Raw genomic sequence first — 22,217 nt, 5'->3', positions numbered from 1 at the left:
ACCAAAGGCCGTGGCTTTCTTTTAATATTATCTGCAATTGCGGACGTGCTCAATAGCCCTGCCCACAAGCCTTCCTGCCCCCATTGCAGAGGCGCTGGCAGCTGCGAGCACAAAGAGTGAAGTGCCTGCGACAAGCGCCGGAACGCTTGCGGCAGCGATGCCTGCGAATATGACAACCCCGGCTCCGGCAAGGACTGCAAGCGCAATCCTGATTGCAAACGAAGAGTGTCTCTGGACAGGGCGCACAAGCCCCGCCGGCCAGAGATAAACCGCGCCAATTAGGGCGCTTGCGACCGCGCCGGCCGCGACCGCGCCGGCATCTCCTCCGCTTGCGGCAACATGCGCTCTTTCTGCCGCGCCAAGGATTGCAAAGAGCGGGTAGATGGCCACTTTTACAGTGGCCTGCATCCATGGCTGCTCCCGTTCATAGTCGGCAACCTGAGGACTGAACGAGTAATAGACTGTGTCGAAGGCGCTCATGAATGCCGAGCCTGAAGCAGTCGATAGGATGTAGTCCTCCCTGAAGCTGCGCAGATACTGCACTTGTGGCGTGAGTTCCGACCCAAACGCTGCCGTAGCTATCAGGCAGCCGGAAGGTGGGCTTTCCTGCTGCGAGTTGGATTGCGTGTCACTGGACTGCTGTGTAGATGTCGATGACCCGGAAGAAGCAAGTATCGTGCTAGTTGAGATGTCCGGGCTGAACGCAAAATCGCTGTTGGCAAATATCTTAAGCTGGTTGGGGCCGACTGAGAGCATCGAGGTGTCTGACGCTGGCACGCTTATCGCAAAGGTACCCCTCTGGCCGTCCGGCTGGGCCTCGCCCCTTGAAACCACGCGGCCATCCTTGTCTGATATGAAGTAGTCTACCGTCGCCTCGTTGCTCGGCTGGCCGTCGACTTGCACGCTTATCATGGCTTCCATGGGCTGTCCTATCGTGACGGTCCTTGGTATGTTTACATTCGTTATTTTGGCAAGCCTTGGCTCTTCGTAGAAGGACCAATGGCCCACCTCGAATGGGTACGACAGGTCGCGGAACGCCTTTATCGTTATGGTCCTGCCTGCAATATTGTAGCTGTCAAAGTAAAACGGGCCGTTGCCGATTACTGCGTGGTTGTGGTCGCCTATCCATTTGATGCTTGCATCATAGCGCGAAATAGCTTCGCTCTCGCTCACGATTCCCTGCAGCGGCACCGGGACAAACCTCTCATTCTTCATTTTTTGCAACTCGTCGCGTATCATTGTGGCATGCTCGGGTACCACCATATCGAGCCAGTCGACGTTCTTGACTGTGGCCTCGCCCCTTGAATATGCTATCTTGCCAGACGTGACGAGCCTTTCTGTTGCTGCAGTTATTTCCCACGGCTCTGTCGCCCACATGGCGGCAAAGTCCGCGATCTCGCTTGGGTCGTAGTGCCAATAGTCCACGTACGACTCGATGGTATTGTCGTGGACGAACCTTATGCCCTTCACGCGCTCCAGCACCGGGCCGGCAAGCGATGTGAACTCGGGGTCTACCGTCGCGTCGCTGGGTCCTAAGTTCGTGCCCCATTCAAACATGAAGTACTGGCCGTACATGATGTCTGCGGCGTTCATTCGCTGGCCGTGGTGCCAGTTAGAGAATAGAAGGTCAAATGTCACCACACTCGTGGCCCCGTTGGATGGGTGTTCCCACTTTTGCAATGCCGGGTCCCAAACTAGGGCTCCTTCTGAAACGGCGAGCCTACCCTCAGAACCTTCTGTCTCGATGTCGGTCCACTCTGTCCTTACGGGCACGATGTCGCCCGTGTACGGGTCGCGGAATGTGCCGCTGTCTACCACCAGAAAGTAGATGTCGCGGCTGTAAATGTCGTTCAGGCCGCCGACGCCGTTCCATGGTCCCTGATGGATCTGCTTGACTCCCACGTCAAGCGAGCTCCCCTGCGCCGGCCTTGCGTTTATGAGCGAGTACTTGCTTGTAATTCCCGCGCCAAAGTCGTTAACAAGGCCTTCCAGGCTGGCTCTGGCCGCGTGTGGGTCTGTCTTTTGGTTGACAAACACCCTGACAGATTCCTGGATGCCCATTGTGACCGCGCCGTTGACAAGCTCGTTGCGCTCCTCCTCAGACGTAAAGTCTGCAAACAGTACGCGCTGGGTTACGTCGTCGAGCGTCGAGTTCTGGTATTGCCAAAAGCTCGGGTTCTGGAACCCCGGCATCCTGCCGTACCACGGCGCGTACATCTGCGCCGGTATCACGGGGTTGTACTTTACGAACACGGACGTGCCAGCAAAGCCCTCGGTGTAGACGTCCCACTGGTGGTCCTGCGGGTCCGTGCCGTACACGACATTATTGGCCTTGCTTAGGTCGCCATAGTCTTTCTGCACGGAAAATCCTACGCTTTCAAGTTTTGCCGCGATGTCGTCTCCAATCAGCCTGCGCGGCGCGTCGTCGAGCCTCGCCAGGACCTCTATCTCTATCTGCTTGCCGCCGTACATCCACTTGCCGTTTTCCTTGGTGGCACCTGCTGCAGTGAGCGCGTCAGCTATCATGCTTTCTGCAAGCTGCGGGTTGTGACGGAACCCGAACGACTCGACGGTTTCAATGATGTTAAGGTATTCAGGCGAGTAGATGCCAAACGGCTCCACGAGGGGGCTGCCATACCCCTTGTGGAACTCGTTCACGACAAGGTCGCGGTCTACCAGATAGTTCATGGCAAACCTGACCTCCCTGAACTGGAACGGGTTGAGCCTGCTTTCGTCCTTGTACGGGGCAGGGTTCAACAATAATACGTTAGAGCCCGACATGCGGTCATAGATCTTTATCCTCGAGTCGCCCCTGGCGTCGGCCGCGGCTTCAAGAGGGATCTTGAAATAATAAGCATCAAGCGAGCCTGCCTTCACCTGCTCAAGCGCGATGTTCTCGTCCTCGTAGTGAATAAAGCGCACCTGGTCAACGTATGGGCCCTTAGCCGGCTGCGCAAACGCGGTCGCAAAACTGCAAACGAGCAATGCAGCAGTTACAATTGCCAGCGCAGTCGCCCTAAACACCACATGTGGGGCGTGGGATGCACTAATAAATTTTCAGGCCCTGCCGCGGTCGGGGTCGGGGATCGCCGCAATTAGCGCCTGCGTGTAGGGGTGCGCAGGCGACGAGAGCACGCGGTCAATAGGACCCATCTCAACTATCCTGCCGGCGTTCATGATAGCAAGGTCGTCGCCCACATACCGCGCGGTCGAAAGGTCGTGGGTGATGTAGATGTAGGCTATGTGGAACTTTTCACGCAGCTCGTGCATGAGTCCGAGTATCTCTCCCTTGACAGATACGTCAAGCATGGACACCGGCTCGTCGGCGACTATGAGCGCGGGTCTCATGACAAGCGCCCTTGCAAGGGCGACCCTCTGCCTCTGGCCACCAGAAAGCATGTGCGGCAGGCGAAGCGCTATCTCGCCTACAGGCTCTAGCCTGACCTCTTCAAGCGCCTTTAGGACCTTTTCCTCCCTTTCATGGCGAGAGCTTGTCTTGTCGTGTATTGCAAGGGGCTCCATCACTATATCGCGTATCTTCATGCGGGGGTTCAGCGAAGCGTATGGATCCTGGTAGACCATGTGCACCGACGTGCGGAAGTGCTTCAGCTGGCCTCCGGTGTAGCGCGTGATGTCGTTTCCGTCAAATATTATCGAGCCCGCGTCCGGGTCGATTGCCCTGAGCACGAGCCTTGCCACCGTGGTTTTCCCGGAGCCGGACTCGCCTGCAAGCACGAGCACCTTTCCTCGTTCAAGGGAAAAGCTAACACCGTCGACTGCCTTGACAAACTGCTGGCCCTTCGTGAACATTCGCCTGAAACCCTTCTTTAACACAAAGTATTTCACGAGTCCCCGTGCCTCCAGAAGAGCGCCCAAAACATATGCGCTTGGCCGCCTTTCAGATATAAACAGTTGCGGGCAGTTAATATTTGCCGGGGCCGTCGCTAGCATGTGAAGTTGGCGGCGCTTTTCTCGGGCGGCAAGGACAGCACCTATGCCATCTTTTTGGCGAAAAAGGCCGGCCACAAGATAGAGTGCCTCATTACCATGCGCCCTGCGGCAGACGACAGCCTTCTGTTCCATTACCCTAACAGCAGCATGACGGAATACCTTGCTGAGGCGATGCAGATCCCGCTTGTCAGCGTGCCTGCGCCGGGCAGGAGCAGGGAAGAGGAAGCAAGGGCCCTTGAAGAAGCGGTATCAAAGGCCAAGGCGCTGTACGACATAGAGGGCGTCGTCCACGGCGGGATTGCAAGCAACTTTCAAAAGCAGGCCTTTGAAGGTGTGTGTAAAAAACAGGGTCTGGAACCACTTGCGCCGCTCTGGGGTGTGGATGAGAAAAAATACATGGAAAGTCTTCTGGGCAACAACTTTGCCGTGCTGATAGTCGGTGTCTCTGCAATGGGGCTAGAAAAAGAGTGGCTTGGCAGGATCGTCGACAAAGAGTCGCTTGCACAGCTGGCGGCGCTTTCAAAAAAGCACGCCTTTAACCTCGCGTTTGAGGGAGGAGAGGCAGAGACTCTGGTCACGGACTGCCCGCTGTATTTCAAGAAACTGCACGTAAAGAATGCAAGGGCGGATTGGGACGGCCAGCGGGGAATATTTGAAATACTGGAAGTGGAGCTAGTAAGCAAGGATGTTTGACAACCTGCGTGACGGGCTCAGGAGCGCGCTGAAAAAGATTGTGGGCGCCTCGGACATCAACGAGGAGATCATAGACTCCTTGTGCAAGGACGTCCAGCGCGCGCTCTTGCAATCAGACGTCAACGTAAGGCTCGTGCTCACCATCACAAAGAACCTGAAAGAGCGCGCCATTAAGGAGCAGCCGCCAAAGGGGCTGTCAAGGAAGGACCACATAGTCACGATCCTGTACGGCGAACTGGCAAGTATGCTGGGATATTCCGGCGATGCGATAACTACCATTGACAAAAAGAGTGTCGATGACGACCCCGGCGCGACCCGGTTCTTCAAGCCGGGCAAGCAGAACGTCGTGCTCATGCTCGGCATCCAAGGCTCCGGAAAAACGACGGTGACTGCCAAGCTTGCCAGGTGGCTCACGAGGCACGGCTACCGCGTAGGCGTCGTAGGAGCCGACACCTGGCGCCCCGGCGCGCTGACGCAGCTGAAGATGAACTGCGCCAAGATAAACGTCGAGGTATATGGCGAAGAGGATAGCAAGAACGCCGTCGGCATCGCTAAGCATGGCCTTGAGCACTTCAAGCCGCAGAACCTTGACATCGTGATAATAGACACCGCCGGCAGGCACAAGGAAGAGGCCGGCCTGCTGCAGGAGATGAACGATATGTACAAGGTCGTGACCCCCGAGCTCGTCCTTCTAATAATTGACGGGACGATAGGCCAGCAGGCATTCGCGCAGGCGGAGGCCTTCCACAAGGCCGCGCCGGTAGGCGGCATCATCATAACAAAGCTGGACGGTACGGCAAAGGGAGGCGGCGCACTTGCAGCGTCTGCTGCGACCGGAGCCAAGGTAATGTTCATCGGCACCGGCGAGCGCATCGACGACCTAGAGCAGTTCTCGTCGACGCGCTTTGTAGGCCGGCTCCTTGGCATGGGAGACATTAAGGCGCTCCTCGAGATGGCAAAGGGCCTAGAGACGCAGGCCGATGAGAACCAGGCAAAGCGTGTGCTGTCCGGCAAGATGACCATCGAGGATTTCTATGCGCAGATGGAACAGGTGGGCAAGATGGGATTCCGCAACGTGATTGAAAACATGCCCGGGCTTTCCGGCATGGTGAAGGAAGACCAGCTGGACGCGATGCAGGAGCGGATGGAAAAGTGGCGCTTTATCATCCAGTCGATGACTGGAGAGGAAAAGAAGGACCCAGACATCATAAACGAGTCTAGGCGCAAGCGCATAGCCAGGGGCTCGGGGACGCCCGAGGGCGAGATAAGACATATGATACAGCAGTACAACAACTCCAAGGCCATGATGAAGCAGTCAAAGGGCCGGCAGATGCAGGGCCTCATGAGGAGGTTCGGCCTTGGTTGACGATCCTAAAAGCGCCCTTGTCCAGCTGAAAGAATACGAGCTTTGCAGATATTGCCTTGCACGGCAGGCCGGCTATGCTGGCAAGAGGCGCGTGGACAAATGTCACATCTGCCGCGGGCTTTTCGACAAACTGGACGAGATCGCAGAAAAGGCGCTTGCCGCCGCGGGGCAGTACCAGTTTGACACGTTCCTTGTGGGCGCGACCCTTCCAACGCAGCTTTTCGAGCGGGAAGACGCGCTCCGCGCAAGGCTCAAGATACGTGGCAAGGAAAGCATCAAGAGCCAGCTTACCCGCGAGCTTGGTCAGCGGCTTGCCAGGATGACTGGCAAGCGCGTCGATTTTTCTAGGCCAGACTTGACCGTGAACGTGGCGATAGACAGAGAAGGTAATGTCGACGCGGTGGCCCGGGCAAGGCCAATTGCGCTACAAGGCCGCTATACAAAAAAAATCCGAGGATTGCCGCAAAAGCGGGAACGCTGCCCGATGTGCGAGGGAAAGGGCTGCAGCCTGTGCGACAACACCGGCTTCTACGGGAACAACAGCGTCGAGGGCATTCTGGCAAAGCACATCGTCAAGGCGACTGGCGGGCAGTCTCCCAGATTCTCGTGGGTGGGGAGCGAAGACCAGAACAGCTTGGTGCTTGGCAGTGGCAGGCCATTTTACGTGAAAATATCAGACCCACGCGCAAGGATCCTCAAGAAGAAGCGGTTTTCGGAGGCCGGCGTCACGGCCACCATAACCGGCGCGCTTGACGACCTGCCTGACACCCAGGCTCGCTTTGCAGTCAGAACCAAAATAGCCTGCGCCTGTTCGAGGCCCGTTGCGCAAGACGACATTGCCAGGCTAAAGTCGCTTGCAGGCAAGGAAGCAAAATTTGCAAGCAGATCCAAAGTTGCTTCAAAAAAGATCCATTCGGCACAGGGGAAAGAGACAGGCGATAGTGAATTCACGCTGACCATCAAGGCTGACGGCGGCCTTCCGATAAAGCAGTTTGTAGGTGGCGAGGAATACATGGAGCCAAACGTCTCGGCGCTCTTTGGTGCAAAATGCGAGTGTGTGACCTTTGACATCTTATCTGTAGAAATTCAAGGTTCTGCATAGGCTGACCTGCATGCATATCGGTCCTGCCATTCTATCTCAATGAACTAGAATTGGTCACCAAAAGGTTTCTAGTTTCTTTTGGGTTGACAAGACAATGTCGTTGAAACGCAGGTATGTCCTGCTAATCGCTGCTGTAGCTATTTCAACAGCGATAGCAATCAGGACATTTCTGGCCAGCAGCAAACCTTGCGAGCGCGATCCCATGCTCGTCATAGTGATGCTGTACGATGGCTGAGAACGCGGGGTCGCTTCGGGGTTACAGATGGGAAGGAACCTCTCTTACTCCTAACACCGGTTTCGATCCCCCATCAGATACACTTCATCTAACAAGCGGTTCAAGCGTGGAATTCGCTGCCCGCCTTGGTGAACAGCCAAGCCACCATCTCATTACAATAGAAAATGCAACAGATCCAGCAAATGATGAGATAGTGATTGAAGATGTCAGATTACACAATAACACATTTGTTGTTGACTTGGACACAGGCAAGTATGTTGTATCACTCACAGGTGTTTGGGTGAAAATGACCTATCCGGTCAAGACTTGGATATGGTAACATATGTCTAAATAATTAACGTAACAAGTAATTGGGTGCCTGAATTCGGCCTTGCAAAGATTGCTTTCTCTGGGATTCTTGGGAGTCCCTCTGTCGTGTACGCTTCAGTAACGTTTTTTTCCGACACCCCCATTTCGATGCAAGATGAGCTTTGACCCGCTCTACAAGGTCCACGAGTCGCTGACCGCCGGTCAGGTCCCGCAAAGGATGTACGACCTTGTGGTGGAAAGGTTCCCGCTCGTCGCGGAGGGGATAAAGCGCGTGGAACAGGCATCGGGCCTGAATTACCCCTACTATTACGTCGAGCCCTCTATGGTTGTTTCGACGTCAGCAGTCGAGTTCACGCAGTTTGGTATATTTTTTGCCCGCACGATACCGGTTATTGGCGACGACAACCTGCTGCGCGTCGTTGTTCAATTAACAGCACCGCTCGTGGCGTTTGGCCTCAAGGGTACTATACACGCAATCCTGGCGCACGAGTTCATGCACTACCTGGAGCTAGTGAGCAGGATAGTCAAGATGAACGTGGTGTCCGACGAGCTGTCCGGCACGCTTTTTGAGGGCAAGTATGCTGACGCCGGCAGGCTTCTAGAGGAGCGCGCGGTGTTCAAGTCCGACCCCACCCTGATAAGGCACATCACCAGCCACTTCCCAGAGGGTTTCCGCGACCTGAAGCTCGAGGACAAGGCGATAAAGCTGTGGATGAACAAGGGGCTTCCGATGACAAAGATCCCAATAGACTCTAACGTCATCAAGATACCGGTGGAGGCGATGGCCCGCCTGCAGGTGGAGCAGGTGGTCAAGGACAAGATAGCCCGGTATGAGAGCGTTAAACTGCGCAAAAGAAAGAGATCTCCAGGCTATGTCTAGCCTTTCTGACAGGGAAAGGGAAGTTCTGCAAAAGTGCATAACAAAGGCCGCAAAAGGCCGCAAGGTCGTTGCGGCCTGCGTCTACGGATCCAAGGTGGCCGGCTATGCAAGGCCTGACAGCGACGTCGACCTCTTGGTTGTGCTCGAGAACTATCCGTACAAGGTGAAGTACGCCTACATGGAGGAGTCAGGGGTGCAGGTTTCAGCTCTTATCGTCGACAGGCAGGCGCTGGAGCGCGACGCAAAGGGCGCGTACCTCGGCGAGTTCGTGGCCGGTCGCCTGTTGCACGTCTACGAGCCGGTGGAAAACGCCAAGTTTTTGCAGGGCGTCGAAATGGCCTACAAGCGCCGGGTGGTGCTTGAAGAGCTGCAAGGGCTTGTCAGGTCAACAGGGCTCATTGCACCCGACGTGTCATTCCCGCTAGAGTACGTCGCGTTTTCAAAAATAAGACGCAGGATGTCGCTTTACCCCAACGCGGCGTACAGCTATTACAGGACTTATGCGGGAGGCGGCAGAAACCTTGACCTTGCGATGCGGGGTTACCAAAAAGCACTTGATGACATCGTGCGGCAGGACCCGGAATTGCTTGTAGCAGAAGGCAACGTGCTCCGCCTGTCAGAAAGGCGGCTGGAGTTCACAAGGGGCGAGCCCTCACTCCTGCTTGCCAAGAGGCTGCACGAGTTTAGCTCTTACTTTATCCACTCGTACGCGGGGCGCAATATGTACCACCTTGCAGTCATAGAGGCTCAGTCAAAGATACGGCGCCACCTGCGCCAGCCCATCGAATTGCCGCTGTTCATGTCCTGCCCCGCATGCGCCTACTGGAAGCTGCCCGAAGGGCTGATGATAGCAGACAGCCGTAAGCAGGACTGGCTTGAAGAAGTGGTAAAGAAAAACGGCGTGGGCAACTATTCCGTGTCAAAGCGCAGGCTCGGAAACCAGAACAGCAGGACGGTGCTGTACTCGCTCAACAACGACCTACTCCTTGCGGTCAAAAAGTTGGCCAAGACCAAGGCAGTCAAGTGGGCGGCGCTTGGAGTCTGGACGGCCTACTTGAAAAAGTTCCAGATCGACCCGCTCCTCAGACTCGGCACGGAATATAGGGCGTTGCGCCACCTGCGCACCCTCGGCCTCAAGACACCTGCGATAGAGGCGGTGGTGCTTGACTCCAGGCTGCTTGTCACCAGGTTTGTAGAAGGCCAGAGCCTTGCACACGTAATGAGAGCGGCGCTGAAAGGGCAGGAAAGCGCTACGATATGCGAGGTGGGCCGGCAGATGGCGCAGGTCCACAAAACCGGCGCGTGCTTTGGCAACATCAAGCCCAAGAATGTCATAGCCAGCGACGGCCTCTGGTTCACCGACCTCGAGCAGTTTGTTTTTGAAAAAGGCGATCCTGCGTGGGACGTCATCCAGTTCCTGTGCTGGGGCCTAAAGGGCACCGGCAACGCGGAAGGGGCGGCCAAAATAACAAGGGAATTCCTAAAAGGCTACGCCAACGCTTTAGTTGCGAAAAAGCTGAGGACGTCGAAGCGCTATATACAGACATTCTATCCTTTGCTTGCGCCGCAGGTTGTCCAAGCGATAAGAAAAGAAATGGCCTGACTACTTTTTGGCCTTCTTTGGCTGCTCTTTGCGGGCAAACTCGGTGTAGCCGCACTTGCCGCATGTGAACCTGTCCTTGTGCTCGGCCATGAAGACGCCCTTGCCGCACTTCAGGCACTCGCGCTTGTTCCTCGTGACCTTGTCCTTGTCCACCTTGTAGAACTTGTATACCTGGACCTCGCCCTTGGCCGGCGCCTTCTTGTCGGCCATTACTTCTTGCCTCCCTTGTCAGCCGTCGCCGCCTGCTTGGCCTTTAGTTTCACGGCCTTTTCCTCATCGAGCAGCTTCTTCCTGTCCGCCTTTGGCATCTTGCGCAGGAGCCTGTAACGCGGAAGCTGCTTCTTGGCAGCCTCCTCGCTTTCATACACGTAGAACGTTGCGTGCACGTCGACCATGCCGGTCTCGCACAGCAGGTTTATCGGGATAACGTTATTCTTGTCAACTCCAAGCTGGGCCGCCAGCTGCTCGGCAGCCTCAGTCTTTCTCAGCTTACCGGCCGCGCCCTTGAAAACCGTCTTTACCTCCCTCCTGCCAAGGAGTGTATTCCTGTGGTCTTCCAGCATTACCAGTTCCTGCGACAAAGCGAACTGTATCGACCCATGAAACCCATTTAAGTATTTGCTTGCAGTTTTGCAACAGAAAACGCTCGCGTGTTTCACAGCACACAGGAATTTCAGCAAGTTATATGGCGAAAATGCTCCTGCCGCGCACACCTCTCCTCCCAAAATATTTATGTAGATATTTCAGCAAGTTATCAAAAAATAAAGAGTTTTTAGGAAAACAAGCAAGATCGTAACATTCGATTTATTTCATGTTATTTTCATAGAATCCTTGGTGCTTCAAAAATAACCTTATCTACGTGCATTTGAACATTTGAGCATGACAGAAGTGATACACCCATGAATTACCAAGAAACCTATTCAAAGATAATGGCTCTCGATGCCAAAGTACGCATGGTCACCATATGCGATAGTGGCGGCAAGATAATGTATTCGGACCACCGGCCAGGGGTGGTGAACATGCTCAGCCCAGAGGAGAGCAAAAGGTCGCTCGAAATGGCGGTCAACGCTTGGAAGACCAGAAGCGAGCTTGCGCCAAAGATTGGGCGGGGAAGATACGTGATTGCGGCGTACGAAAAGATAAACAGGATAACGATGCCGCTTGGAGCAAACCATTTGGTGTACGTAACCACAGAAGTGCAAGCAGACACCGCAAGGATAATCGAGGAAATAGGCAAGCTAGCCGCAGCCATGTAAATCAGGAAAATCAAATATACCCTAGCTTGCATCGTAATTGCGTAAATGAAGACACCTTTCCAGAACTTTTGCGACAAGGCAGTCTCGCTAGACCCTGCCGTACGCTTTGTGGGCATTGCAGACGGGGAAGGCAACCTAGTAGCCACCTCCGAGAGGAAGGGCCTTAAGCCCATCATGACCCCCGAAGAGCGCGCCCAGTACGCCATAACCGCCGCCACGCGCCAGTATACCCGCCTGCGCTGGGAGTACCTGCTCGGCAAGATATGCTACGCCTGCTCTTTCTATGCAAAACTGATCAGGGCGACCATACCAATATCTCACGAAAACGGCCGCCTCGTCTACGTCGTGCTGATGTCCTTTGACGTCAAGTCGGGCGACAAGGTACACGGGATTATCATGAAAAAGGTGTTGCCGTTGGTCAAGCGGAGCAAGGCCGGCTTTATGAAGCGCGCCTAGGAATGCTTATCTAACGTAAAGGTCGATCCTGTTCCATGCCTTTTGAGAGCCTCGGCGAGTACGTGGAAGCGCTGGAGAGGGCCGGTGAGCTTCGGCGCGTCAAGGCAAAAGTGAGCGCCGACCTCGAAGTCGCCGAGATAATGCGCCGGTTGATGTATAAGGGCGACCAGCCGGCTGTGCTCTTTGAAAACGTGGAAGGATCTGGCATGCAGATTCTTGGAAATGCATTTGGCACGATGAAGCGCCTGCAGATGGCGCTTGAAATCGAAGATTTCACAGACATCGGAACACGCATAACTGAACTTACGCGGATGAGGATGCCGTCAGGCATGCTCAACAAGCTAAAGATGTTGCCAAAGCTGTCTGAGATTGGGGAGTACGGCCCAAAGTACGTCGACGGCGGACCCGTTACGGAAGTCATAGAAACAGACAGAGCTTCGCTCAACTTAATGCCGGTGCTGAAATCGTTTGCAGGAGACGCCGGCAGGTTCATCACGTTTGGGATGACCGTGACGAAGCACCCCGAGACCGAGATACGCAACCTAGGCGTGTACCGTATCCAGATTATTGACGATAAACACGCGATAATGCACTGGCAGACGCACAAGCGCGGGGCCCAGCACTTCAAGATGCTCAAGGAGCACAACAAAAAGATAGAGGTCGCAATCGTCATCGGCGCAGACCCGGCAACGGTCTTTTCGGCAGTCGCGCCCGTGCCGGAGGGAATGGACAAGTACCTGTTTTCCGGCATCACCCGGAAAAAGGGTGTGAAACTTGTCAAGTGCAAGACTGTTGACCTGGAGGTGCCTGCAAACGCCGAAATCGTTCTTGAAGGCCACGTCGACCCGGACGACATGCGCATGGAAGGGCCCTTTGGGGACCACACCGGCTACTACACACCACCAGAGCCCTTCCCCACGTTCACGCTTACAGGGATAATGAGGCGCAAGCAACCTATCTACCTGACCACCGTCGTAGGCAAGCCGGTGCTTGAGGACGCGTACATCGGCAAGGTAATCGAACGGTCATTTCTGCCATTGATCCAGATGTTCCACCCTGAGATCGCCGACTTTTCTATGCCCGGCGCGGGGTGGTTCCAAGGGCTTGCCATCATCTCCATCAAAAAGTCATATCCCGGCCAGGCCAAGAAGGTAATGATGGGCCTGTGGGGAATGGGGCAGCTTGCGCTGACGAAAATGTTCGTCGTAGTCGACAGCGATGTGAACGTGCACGACATGGACGACGTGATATGGGCGGTGACAACCCGCGCGGATCCTGCGCGAGACACAGTCATAGTCGACAACGCGCCCACCGACACGCTTGACCCCGCGTCGCCGCTTGTCAACTTGGGCTCAAAGATGGGCATCGACGCCACGCAAAAGACTAGGGAAGAGGGCTACTTGCGCGAGATACAACGGCTGGCGGTGGCAGACGATGAGACAAAGGCCCTTGTCGATAGGAGATGGAAAGAATACTTTAGTGGTACCTGATCGTTCGGTAGTTGTTGTCCCGCTCGGCGACCCTGTAGCCTGCTTGTTCGACAGCAGCGATTATCCTGTCTGATGTCAGTTCGGTAGAGCGCGCTCCCGTCGCGCTCACGACTTCTTCGCCTATCAGCGTGCCGCCAAAGTCATCGGCGCCGTGGTTCAACGCAAGCTGCGCCATTCCGATGCCGTTGGTGAGCCATGACGACTGCAAATGATCAATCAGGCCGTTGAACATTATCCTTGAAATCGCTATCATCTTTAACAATTGCAAACCGCCCGACGGATATTTGATCAGGCCTTCTGCCTGCATCTCCGTCTTGTCCGGCTCAAAACTCCACGGAATGAAGCACAAGAACCCGCCGGTCTTTTCCTGCAAGTTCATTATCTTCAGTATGTGCCTCGCGCGCTCTTCCTCCGTCTCGACGGTGCCGTACATCATGGTCGCCACCGACTTTAATCCAACTGTGTGGGCCTCCTCCATTATGCGGAGCCACTCGTCGCTCTTTATCTTCAGGGGGCTTATCTCCTCCTTGACCCTGTCCTCGAGAATCTCGGCGCCGGCTCCCGCAAATGTGTCCATGCCGGCAGCCTTGAGCCTCGACAACACCTCGCGAGCGCTGCTCTTTTCCACCCTGGCTATCATATCGACCTCGGAAGGCGACAGACCGTGGATGGCCACCTCCGGGGTTTTCTGCTTTATCGCCCTGAAAGCGTCCTCGTAGTATTCTATCTTCAGGTTGGGGTTGTGACCTCCCTGGAAGAGCACCTGCGTTATTCCGAACATCTGTTTTGAAGTCGCGACGCGCTTCACTATCTCCTCCTTTGGCAGCGTGTACGACCCCTCGTGGCCCGGCGGCCTGTAAAAGGCGCAAAATTTGCAGTATGTCACGCAGACGTTCGTGTAATTGAGGATGATGTTATTGATGAATGTGACCGTGTCGCCGAACAGCCGCTGGCGCAGGAGGCTTGCAGCAAGACCCATGGAGTACGCGTCGTCAGATTTCACCAGCCGGATGCAGTCGTTGAGGCCGAGCCTCTTGCCGGCAAGTGCGCTGTCCAGGACATCTGATATGTCAGACTGTTTCATGAACTTCTGGAGCAGCCTGTTCTGCAAGCAAGGTTCGTGGGATTCTAATGATATTTAATCATTCTTGACGCTATCCCCTAACGTGACTTGGCCCTGGCAGAACCTAAATTTATAACATCCATAGGAGGTAGTAACACCGTTGCAGTCAGTAGATGCAGCCGGCAGTGCGGGCGGGACGGCCGCGCTTGAAAAGGCGCTGGCAGGGGAGGAACTGAGCTACGACGACGGCGTCCAGCTCATAAAGGAGGAGAACCTTTTCCTGCTTGGTGCGGCGGCCGACAGGTTAAGGCGCGACCTGTGCGGCAATACTGTTACTTTTGTAGCCTCTTACTACCTGAATTACACCAACGTGTGTGCAGCTAGCTGCCCACTGTGCGCGTTTTACCGCAAGGGGAGCGAGGACGGCGCGTACACCCTTTCCACCGAGCAGGTGGTCTCGAGGGCAAAGATAGCGATAGAGCAGATGGGCGCAACCGAGCTACACATCGTAGGTGGCTTTCACCCAAAGCTCGGGTTTGACTATTACGAAGACATGATGAAGGCAGTCAAGACTGCCTATCCAACAGTAACGATAAAGGCGTTCACGCCGGCAGAGATTTTCTTCATCGCTAGGCTGACGCACAACTCTGTCAAGGAAGTCCTGACGCGCTTGAAAGAGGCCGGTCTTGATGCGCTGCCGGGAGGTGGAGCCGAGATATTCCACCCCGAAACGAGGAAGCAATTAGTCATAGGCAAGTGCTCAGGCGACGAGTGGCTCGACACTGCAAGACAGGCGCACGAGCTTGGCATCAGAAGCAACTGCACGATGCTCTTTGGGCACGTAGAAAAGCCGGAGCATGTCGTAGATCACGTCATCAAGATTCGCGAGCTCCACAAAAAGACTGGCGGCTTTACCACATTCATCCCGCTAAAGTTCAGCCTTGAAAACACCGAGCTGGAGCAGAAAGGCCTGATAACTGCGGAGAGCCCGTCGACTTATGATCTTCGCGTGTTAGCGGTGTCCCGGCTCCTGCTGGGCAACGTGCTCAAGAACGTGTCGGTGTACTGGGTGGCGCTGGGGAAAAAAATAGCGCAGGTCGCGCTCTCATATGGCGGTAACGATATGGTCGGGACCGCGTACTCTGAGGAGATATTCAAGGCGGCAGGCAAGGCGTCCGGCACGTCATTGCAGGAACTTGCAAGTTTGGTCCGGGAGATAAAGCGCGAGCCGGCCCAGCGTGACACGTTTTTCAACACAATACGCCGGTTTTAGAGTCCCTTTAGAGCTTGTATTTGCTTGCAAATTCGCGGAGGGCACCTTTGAAGGCCTCCATCGGTGGGTTTACCAGACCGGCACCAATCATGCCTATCCCGGGTTCCTTGTGAGCTATAGCCGTGTCTATTATTGGCAGTATACCAGTCTTTACCACCTTGCGGATGTCAATGCCCGTCCCGGTCCCTTGGAAGTCAAATATCGGAATAAGGAAGGTGTCATTGAGAGTCATAGTGATCTCGCGCATTTGCTTAGTGTATTTGAGGGCGTCTTCCGCCGTTCCGCCAACAAGTGACAGTATTGCCGGCGAGTCTGCAAGCGCAAATCCTCCGACGCCTGTCGTCTCTGTTATGGCGCTGTCTCCCATATCCGGGTTAGCATCCTTTTCACCAAATCCCGGGAAGTACATACCGCGCACCATTCCTGACGGCCCTGTGAACCACTTGTTACCAAGACCGCTCACCTTTATCCCAAAGTCGGTGCCGTTGCGGGCCATGACCGTTACAAGGGTGCTGTACTCCGTGTTGCTCGCCGCGTTCATGGTCGCCTTGCACGCGGCCATCGCCAAGCACAAGAAAAAGATCTCGTTTGAGGCAAGATAGTCTATGACTTTGAGCACCTGATCCCTGTCGGAAGTTTCTATGACGTGCGACATGATTGTCATCGCAAAAAGCGCCGTGCCTGCCACCGGGCGGTTGTGCAGCTCATCGCCCATATACAGAGCCCTGGCCATGATGGATTTCAGATCTATTCCCTTTCCACCCTCGCGCTTTATCTTCCCAAGCGCCTTGCCTATCGCCGGCGCAAGGACGGTGGACCAGAATTCAAGCGATTCTATTGCCTGCCGATCGTAACCGCCGAATTGAACCTTGTTTTCCACTATCCTGCCGTAATTGGTATTGCCGTGCTTGTCGTTCTTGACGACAAAAACTGGCATTGACGGAGATATTACGCCTGCCATCGGTCCGACGGCGTCGTGATCGTGATTGGGAGAAAGGTCGACCCCGCCGTCTTCCACCATCTTGACTGCCTCATCCCAGCTGTTGACCCACTTTTCAAAGATCATGGTGGCGACGACTGCACCCTTCATGGGTCCGCACATCCTCTTCCAGTCCACCGGCGGGCCTGCATGAAAAATCGATCTCTTTTTCATGCCCGGCAGAACTTCGATAGCGGGCTTGACGTCCACCAAGAACGGCCTTGAAGAAAGCACCTTCTGTATTGCGACCTTGTTTGCGGATTCAATTTTGCTCTTTATGTCTTCTGCCATTGCCTAACCAATGAATATCGCACCTTGAAATTATGATTTAAGTTTAATTGCGGCAGGATCTCCAAATTAGTATATATCACAAAAGAGCAGGATTCTGATTGCAAGCCGCATATCTCCTGCATTATGGGAAAAAGTGGGTTCCTGACAACCCTTCGACCGCTTCAACTAGCCTTTCAAGACTGGCAATCACAGACTCTCTTCCGCCATTCTTGACGAACTCTAGGCAGGCCTTCACCTTTGGCCCCATGCTGCCTTCTTCAAGCTGCGAAACGTTGACAACGTCGGGCTGGCTGATCCTGATCTCTTTCACCAGCCTCTGCGTGGGCTTTCTGTAATCCAGGTACAGACCTTCGACGTCCGTCAGGATCACGAACTTGTCCGCACCGATCTGCCTTGCCAATTTTTCGCCCGCCAGATCCTTGTCTATCACGGCGTCAACCCCGCTCCTGTAGCCACTCGCAGCTTCGATCACCGGGATACCCCCGCCGCCGCAGGCAACCACCACGAAACCTCCGTCAACCAAAGTGCGTATTGCCTGGTGTTCGAGTATGACAACTGGCTTTGGAGAAGGAACAACTCTCCTGTACTTGCTGTTCCCCTGGTACTTGTAGGTGATTTTTCCTTCGCCTGTAATAAATTTGTCAATCTCGTCTCCACCTACGTATCCGACGACATTCGTCCTACTCATCATTGCCGCAAGCGCACCCAAAAGGAATGTGCCTTCCTGCTGCATCGGGAATATCGACGCAACGTTGCTTGATGAGACGAGTCCGGTAAATACTACGTACTTGGTGTTGGGATAGTCCTTGCCCACCTTGACTGCAGGGTCTCCCCACTGGAACCCGTGCGCGATTATCAGGTCGTAGCCGTCTTCTGCGTGTCGGCGGAGTGTAGACTCGATGTCGGCGACAGGCACGTTGTCGACGTACGCTAGGCGGTGTCCGTACCTGGCTTCAAGCCGTTTGGCGGCGTTCAGGGCGGTGGTACCCCAGCCGCCATCGCTGAAGAGCGCGTCCGTGAGAAGGGCTATCCGTAGTTGCTTTCCGGCCCGAGCGATGGATGGCGCGGGCTTGGCAGCGTCGTCGGTAGTCACTTCATACTTTTCAGGAACCATTATCTCCTTGTTTATCACACGCCGCGTCAATTCGGCCAGTTTCTTTTTCACGTCTTGTGGCACCCTTTCCTCGAGCCCGTGGAACGGCGCCAGATAAACTATGCCGTCACCAGGGGCACCCTTGCCTGCCTCAATGCCCGGCTTGAATATCTTGCCTTCAAACCTGTCTTCCATAACCATCCGAATGGCCTGATCAAACGCCTTTTCTATGTCGACGACGAAAGAGGTTAGCACCGTCTCCGGAGCAAGCTGGTTCTGGTCGCCCACCGCACCAAACGCGTAAATCCCCTTCTCTTTTGCAGCCTGTATCACTCCGTGGCCAGAAGTGTCAGCAGTGTGAAGAAGGAAATCACTACCGCCGTCGATCTGCGCCAACGCAGCTTCCCTTCCCTTTTCCGGACTGTCCCAGTCACCAAGGTACGTCGAAAGAACCTTTATGCTTGGATTGATGAACGTGGCCCCCTGGCTGTATCCTTCAAAGATGTTAAGCAGGTTTGGATATTGATGCCTCTCTAAATATGGGCCAACTGGCTTGACGGGGTTCTTGAAAGCCGGGTCTGCCTGGTCAACCACGACTCTTGTGACTAGGGAAACCACCGAATTCTTCATTCCCCTCGCATCAAGCTCGTTCTGCAGACCCTGCACTACCATGTAGCCTATCATCCCCTGTGTTTCAGCGTTGCACGCATGTAGGGGAAACGGTGGGACGATGTTCTTGGCCGCCTCATGCCTAAGGACCGTTGCCCCCACCTGGGGTCCGTTTCCGTGGGTGAGAACCACCCTGTATCCTTTCTGCAGCAGGTCCGCTATTCCCTTCGCAGCTACCTTGACGTTGGCAAATTGTTCCGCAAATGTCCCTTTGTCGTCACGTTTCAAAAGCGCGTTTCCGCCAAGCGCAATGACAACCGTCTGTTCTGGTCCCAAGGAAAACCTTCCACCAGAAAATTATATAAACATAGTTCAGTCTGCCATCCAACAAATCTAGATATGCTAGAATTTGAAAGTTATGATAATCAGGCAGGTCAGTGGCGGACCTGCAGGTCTGAGATATGGTCAAGAGTTCGCGTCCCGCACACTCTGTCTGCTATCGTGTACAGGGCTACTGTAGCGCCTGTGGCAAAATCGATGCCCGAGGTATGGCCCCGCTTGCCGATAAGCCCAATGCATATGATGTAATCATCTACGCTGCCTCTAGCCACAGAATTGATCATCAATTGCGCCTGATCGTCGATCAGACCTCTTGCGCTGTACTCCATGAGTTTAAAACTAGTCCAGGTGGTCAGCCGCGAAAATTCTTTGCCGGGGATTATGTGTGGGCCCAATTTCAGCGAATTACTCAACCAGTTGGACACGGCCAGATACCCTGCTATAAAGTCGTCACCGGCAGGCGTAAACCCCGGACCCCTGCCGCAAAGTCCCATAAGCGCCTCTGCCAGTAGGTCTTGCTCATTACTTGTGTTGCCTGATGCTAGCCGGTCAAGAAACATGGGAAGTAGACCCATCGTAGTGACATCGGGATTTAGCAGACAGCCAGCTCTCTCTTTTCCAGCCCCGCCTGCAAGGACCGAAAATATTCTGTCGCTCGAAGCTGCAAAGGTGTGCAGGGACTCTGCCGCTGGTTCTTGCAGCGAATTTTGGAAAACATCAGGTTCGTCGATGGAGATAGCGATGCTGCCTACCTGCAGCACAATCCTCGGTTTTGCTCCGGTATGATCCACCTTCGCCACCGCATCTTGGCTTTCACGCACAAGGTATGCAAAGCCTGCTTGACGCAACGGCCCTTCGCTCAAATTCAAATTCGCTGGGGACCTCATGCTGCCCAGCGTAATTACCAGCAGTTCGTCCTCCACCGTGCGGATATTGATTGTTTTGTCAAAGACATTTATCGCCCGGCCGATCTTTCCGCGGCTTTGGGCCAACGCGCTATGAACGCCGCCTATGCAATAACAATCAAGCAGCCCGGCACTGGACAGGGTTTCGGCTTCCATCAATGGCTCACAGCATCTTGTCCAGTATGTCTTCAGTCTCCTTGTCAAGCTTGGGGGCAGGCTTCCAGTTCACGTGCATTGCCTTAACGTTTTGCTCCACCAAGGCGTTATAAAAGATGTCCAAACCCAAGTTGATGACCTTCAGCTCGGAATCCAACAGCTTTCTTGCGCTGCCGCTGTCTGTCATTCGATCGCCTCTCCTGCGGTCAGGTACTGCGCATAGATCCCGTCGATGTCCACCTTGCCCCGCCGGGCTACCGCGGCGGAGGCCACAGCCGCCAGGGCGTTTGTGGGTAGGACCACACAGCCAACGCCCTTCAGCTTGTCTATGCTCTGGCTGTAACCTTGGAGATCGTCGGAAGTGCCACAAACATGCGCCACCACGCAAAGATGTCTTCCTGCTTTTCCCGCCATACGTTTTGCATCATCTATCTCGTTAATGACTGCTCCAACGGGATCCGGGTGGGAGCCGTATCCAAGCACAAAGTCCATCAGGAGCACTGCTACGCTTGGGTCGCTTGCTTCTTCTGCTATCCTGAACTTCCTTACTGTCGGGTCGATCATGGGATGGGGTCTGCCCTCTGTAAATTCCTCCTCGCCAAGGTCCACTATTGAGGTATCTTGGCTCTTGAAAGAATCATCAAGCTGCTTTATGTTTAGGATTGGGGAGTTGGAATAGATGGGCTCGTCTGCCAATATAGAGCCGAGTATGACCTCTGCTTCGTATGTAAAGGTGCCGCCGGTGTAGAGCGCCCTGACGCGCTTTTGACCCGGGCCCAGTCTTCGCCACTCATCTTCGAGGCTGGGCATCAGGTCCTTTGGAGGGACGTACGTTGCGGCTATTGCCATCTCGAACTGCCTCCTTCCGAGCTGCTTTGCGATCGCAAGCACCGCCGACGCAAGGGTGTTGACCTGGACTATTCTGCCACCGTTTTTCTGGTCGCCTCCGGCGCCGCCAATGAATGCCAAGACGTACTTTTTTCCTGCACTTCTGGTTAGGTAGCTGACAATCTTTTCCTGGACAGAAGGCGAGGGTGGCTTTGAAACTATGCCTATTATGCCCACGTCTGGATTGCTCTCAAGCATCTTGATGCACTGCATCATCATTATCCCACCGATCTTGTCTTTGGGATCGTTTCCTCCCACCCCGAGTCCGTGCTTCACGCCAATGCCGCAGTGGTCAAGCAGCGTTGCGACTTCCTGCAGGCCTGTCCCAGCAGCAGCGACTATTCCTACAGGGCCTGTCCTCACGGCATTTGAGAATCCAATCCCCTTTCCATTCATGATGGATGTCCCGGCGCCGGGCCCCAAGATCAGCACGCCCATCTCCGCAGCCAACGTCTTGATCTCAAGCTCATCTTCCACCGGAACGTGGTCGCTGAATATCTGCTGATTTATACCAAGATCGATAAGCTTCAACGAGACCTCCCTGACATGGTCGCCGGGGATCGAGAGGAGCGCCAAGTTGGCATCAGGCATGGAGCGAAGCGCTGACTCCAGGTCGTCTACCTTTGACTCGTCCTGCTTTGAAGCACCTGCGGGAGACTCTAGCAATCTGTCTGCCTCCGCAACCGCCAAGTCTACGGACTTCTGGTCCCGGGCCCTTATGGCTATTATGATGTCTGATTCCTGCGCCTCTCCGACCGACGAAGGCCGGAAGCCCAGACGGATGAGGATCTCCTTGTTTGTTGGGGTGGCCATGATAATGGAGGCTTCCAGAATCTCCCTGCTGACGCGCCTGATGCTGTCAGAAATCTTTAACAGCTGAAGGGAATCCCGGTAAAAGTTCTGCCTTATAGTTATGTGGAATATATCCTGTCCTGACAAACAACCTATGCGCCAAGTTCAAGCAGCAGTCATGAATATTTAACTATAAATCAAAAAATTTGGCCGTCATGGCATAAATAATTTTCTTTAGAATCCATGATACAAGCAGCGACCCAAAATATCAAATATCTACAAGCCAGCCCAAGTTTTCATGCAACTTTTACACAATTTGCGCTCTATCTGGCTCGTGCAGTAGACCTAAAGCGCAAGTTCTCCTTATCAACACCGCGACAATGTATGCATTATTTGGAACTTTATGATATATGGCAAATATTTTCATGGAATGTACCAAAGTATAATATGCGCTTGCTAACCTTTTTGTTATTACATCTTTAAGAAAC

21 protein-coding genes are annotated in these 22,217 nt (G+C 54.4%); 11 read left to right on the top strand and 10 right to left on the bottom strand.

Annotated elements, in window-relative coordinates; translation table 11 throughout:
- Positions 1 to 27: 27 nt before the first annotated feature.
- Positions 28 to 3,024: an ABC transporter substrate-binding protein gene (locus VGA14_RS01885; RefSeq protein WP_331002049.1), complete on the bottom strand. Its 2,997-nt coding sequence runs from the start codon at positions 3,022 to 3,024 to the stop codon at positions 28 to 30.
- A 33-nt stretch (positions 3,025 to 3,057) separates the two neighbouring features.
- The gene (locus VGA14_RS01880) at positions 3,058 to 3,876 is read right to left on the bottom strand and encodes an ATP-binding cassette domain-containing protein (protein WP_331002048.1); all 819 of its coding nucleotides are present in this window, start codon (positions 3,874 to 3,876) and stop codon (positions 3,058 to 3,060) included.
- 81 nt (positions 3,877 to 3,957) lie between these two features.
- Here VGA14_RS01880 and VGA14_RS01875 point away from each other — a divergent pair, with 81 nt between their 5' ends.
- The 7 genes from VGA14_RS01875 (at position 3,958) to VGA14_RS01845 (ending at position 10,139) form a co-directional block, all read left to right on the top strand.
- The gene (locus VGA14_RS01875) at positions 3,958 to 4,644 is read left to right on the top strand and encodes a diphthine--ammonia ligase (protein WP_331002047.1); all 687 of its coding nucleotides are present in this window, start codon (positions 3,958 to 3,960) and stop codon (positions 4,642 to 4,644) included.
- Positions 4,637 to 6,010 carry a signal recognition particle receptor subunit alpha gene (locus VGA14_RS01870; protein WP_331002046.1) on the top strand — a complete coding sequence of 458 codons (1,374 nt, stop codon included), beginning with the start codon at positions 4,637 to 4,639 and terminating at the stop codon, positions 6,008 to 6,010. Before VGA14_RS01875 ends, VGA14_RS01870 begins: the two co-directional genes overlap by 8 nt.
- Entirely contained in the window at positions 6,003 to 7,112 is a 1,110-nt protein-coding gene (locus VGA14_RS01865) for a THUMP domain-containing protein (protein ID WP_331002045.1), read from the top strand. The genes VGA14_RS01870 and VGA14_RS01865 overlap by 8 nt, the downstream gene beginning before the upstream one ends.
- A gap of 94 nt (positions 7,113 to 7,206) precedes the next feature.
- On the top strand, positions 7,207 to 7,347 hold the full coding sequence (locus VGA14_RS01860) for a hypothetical protein (RefSeq protein WP_331002044.1): 141 nt from the start codon (positions 7,207 to 7,209) through the stop codon (positions 7,345 to 7,347).
- Positions 7,340 to 7,666 (top strand): hypothetical protein, encoded by a 327-nt coding sequence (locus VGA14_RS01855; RefSeq protein WP_331002043.1) that lies wholly within the window; start codon positions 7,340 to 7,342, stop codon positions 7,664 to 7,666. The genes VGA14_RS01860 and VGA14_RS01855 overlap by 8 nt, the downstream gene beginning before the upstream one ends.
- Positions 7,667 to 7,810: 144 nt before the next feature.
- Positions 7,811 to 8,536 carry a hypothetical protein gene (locus tag VGA14_RS01850; protein WP_331002042.1) on the top strand — a complete coding sequence of 242 codons (726 nt, stop codon included), beginning with the start codon at positions 7,811 to 7,813 and terminating at the stop codon, positions 8,534 to 8,536.
- The gene (locus VGA14_RS01845; RefSeq protein ID WP_331002041.1) at positions 8,529 to 10,139 is read left to right on the top strand and encodes a nucleotidyltransferase domain-containing protein; all 1,611 of its coding nucleotides are present in this window, start codon (positions 8,529 to 8,531) and stop codon (positions 10,137 to 10,139) included. The genes VGA14_RS01850 and VGA14_RS01845 overlap by 8 nt, the downstream gene beginning before the upstream one ends.
- Here VGA14_RS01845 and VGA14_RS01840 read toward each other — a convergent pair whose 3' ends face one another.
- Both VGA14_RS01840 and VGA14_RS01835 read right to left on the bottom strand, forming a co-directional pair.
- Complete coding sequence (locus VGA14_RS01840) at positions 10,140 to 10,349, bottom strand: 30S ribosomal protein S27ae (protein ID WP_331002040.1); 210 nt, start codon at positions 10,347 to 10,349, stop codon at positions 10,140 to 10,142.
- Positions 10,349 to 10,702, bottom strand: coding sequence for a hypothetical protein (locus VGA14_RS01835; protein ID WP_331002039.1), 354 nt, complete (start codon positions 10,700 to 10,702; stop codon positions 10,349 to 10,351). Before VGA14_RS01835 ends, VGA14_RS01840 begins: the two co-directional genes overlap by 1 nt.
- A gap of 366 nt (positions 10,703 to 11,068) precedes the next feature.
- Between VGA14_RS01835 and VGA14_RS01830 the strand changes: the two genes are divergently transcribed.
- From VGA14_RS01830 to VGA14_RS01820, 3 genes are read left to right on the top strand one after another with little or no spacing between them, the layout of a single operon-like run.
- Positions 11,069 to 11,395 (top strand): hypothetical protein, encoded by a 327-nt coding sequence (locus VGA14_RS01830; protein ID WP_331002038.1) that lies wholly within the window; start codon positions 11,069 to 11,071, stop codon positions 11,393 to 11,395.
- Positions 11,396 to 11,440: 45 nt separating this feature from the next.
- On the top strand, positions 11,441 to 11,851 hold the full coding sequence (locus tag VGA14_RS01825) for a hypothetical protein (protein ID WP_331002037.1): 411 nt from the start codon (positions 11,441 to 11,443) through the stop codon (positions 11,849 to 11,851).
- 35 nt (positions 11,852 to 11,886) lie between these two features.
- Complete coding sequence (locus tag VGA14_RS01820; protein ID WP_331002036.1) at positions 11,887 to 13,341, top strand: menaquinone biosynthesis decarboxylase; 1,455 nt, start codon at positions 11,887 to 11,889, stop codon at positions 13,339 to 13,341.
- Here the strand turns inward: VGA14_RS01820 and mqnC are convergent.
- Positions 13,328 to 14,425, bottom strand: coding sequence for a cyclic dehypoxanthinyl futalosine synthase (gene mqnC / locus VGA14_RS01815; protein WP_349257124.1), 1,098 nt, complete (start codon positions 14,423 to 14,425; stop codon positions 13,328 to 13,330). The two genes, VGA14_RS01820 and mqnC, sit on opposite strands and share 14 nt — an antisense overlap.
- A gap of 139 nt (positions 14,426 to 14,564) precedes the next feature.
- Between mqnC and VGA14_RS01810 the strand changes: the two genes are divergently transcribed.
- Positions 14,565 to 15,677, top strand: coding sequence for a radical SAM protein (locus tag VGA14_RS01810; protein ID WP_331002034.1), 1,113 nt, complete (start codon positions 14,565 to 14,567; stop codon positions 15,675 to 15,677).
- Positions 15,678 to 15,684: 7 nt separating this feature from the next.
- Here the strand turns inward: VGA14_RS01810 and VGA14_RS01805 are convergent, their stop codons facing one another.
- The 5 genes from VGA14_RS01805 to VGA14_RS01785 all read right to left on the bottom strand — a co-directional run bounded on the left by VGA14_RS01805 (position 15,685) and on the right by VGA14_RS01785 (position 21,876).
- A complete protein-coding gene (locus VGA14_RS01805) occupies positions 15,685 to 16,947 on the bottom strand; it encodes a DUF1116 domain-containing protein (protein WP_331002033.1) in 1,263 nt (420 codons plus the stop codon).
- 121 nt (positions 16,948 to 17,068) lie between these two features.
- Positions 17,069 to 18,985: a BMP family ABC transporter substrate-binding protein gene (locus VGA14_RS01800; RefSeq protein WP_331002032.1), complete on the bottom strand. Its 1,917-nt coding sequence runs from the start codon at positions 18,983 to 18,985 to the stop codon at positions 17,069 to 17,071.
- A 98-nt stretch (positions 18,986 to 19,083) separates the two neighbouring features.
- A complete protein-coding gene (locus VGA14_RS01795; protein ID WP_331002031.1) occupies positions 19,084 to 20,049 on the bottom strand; it encodes a DUF2877 domain-containing protein in 966 nt (321 codons plus the stop codon).
- Between the two features lie 7 nt (positions 20,050 to 20,056).
- Positions 20,057 to 20,236 carry a hypothetical protein gene (locus VGA14_RS01790; protein ID WP_331002030.1) on the bottom strand — a complete coding sequence of 60 codons (180 nt, stop codon included), beginning with the start codon at positions 20,234 to 20,236 and terminating at the stop codon, positions 20,057 to 20,059.
- Positions 20,233 to 21,876, bottom strand: a complete 1,644-nt coding sequence (locus VGA14_RS01785; protein ID WP_331002029.1) for a hypothetical protein — start codon at positions 21,874 to 21,876, stop codon at positions 20,233 to 20,235. The genes VGA14_RS01790 and VGA14_RS01785 overlap by 4 nt, the downstream gene beginning before the upstream one ends.
- Positions 21,877 to 22,217 lie beyond the last annotated feature (341 nt).

It is taken from the genome of Nitrososphaera sp., assembly GCF_036397675.1.
In the GTDB taxonomy this organism is placed as follows: domain Archaea; phylum Thermoproteota; class Nitrososphaeria; order Nitrososphaerales; family Nitrososphaeraceae; genus Nitrososphaera.
The sequence above is the reverse complement of the archived record's forward strand: the minus strand, read 5'-3'. Positions and strand labels throughout refer to the sequence as shown.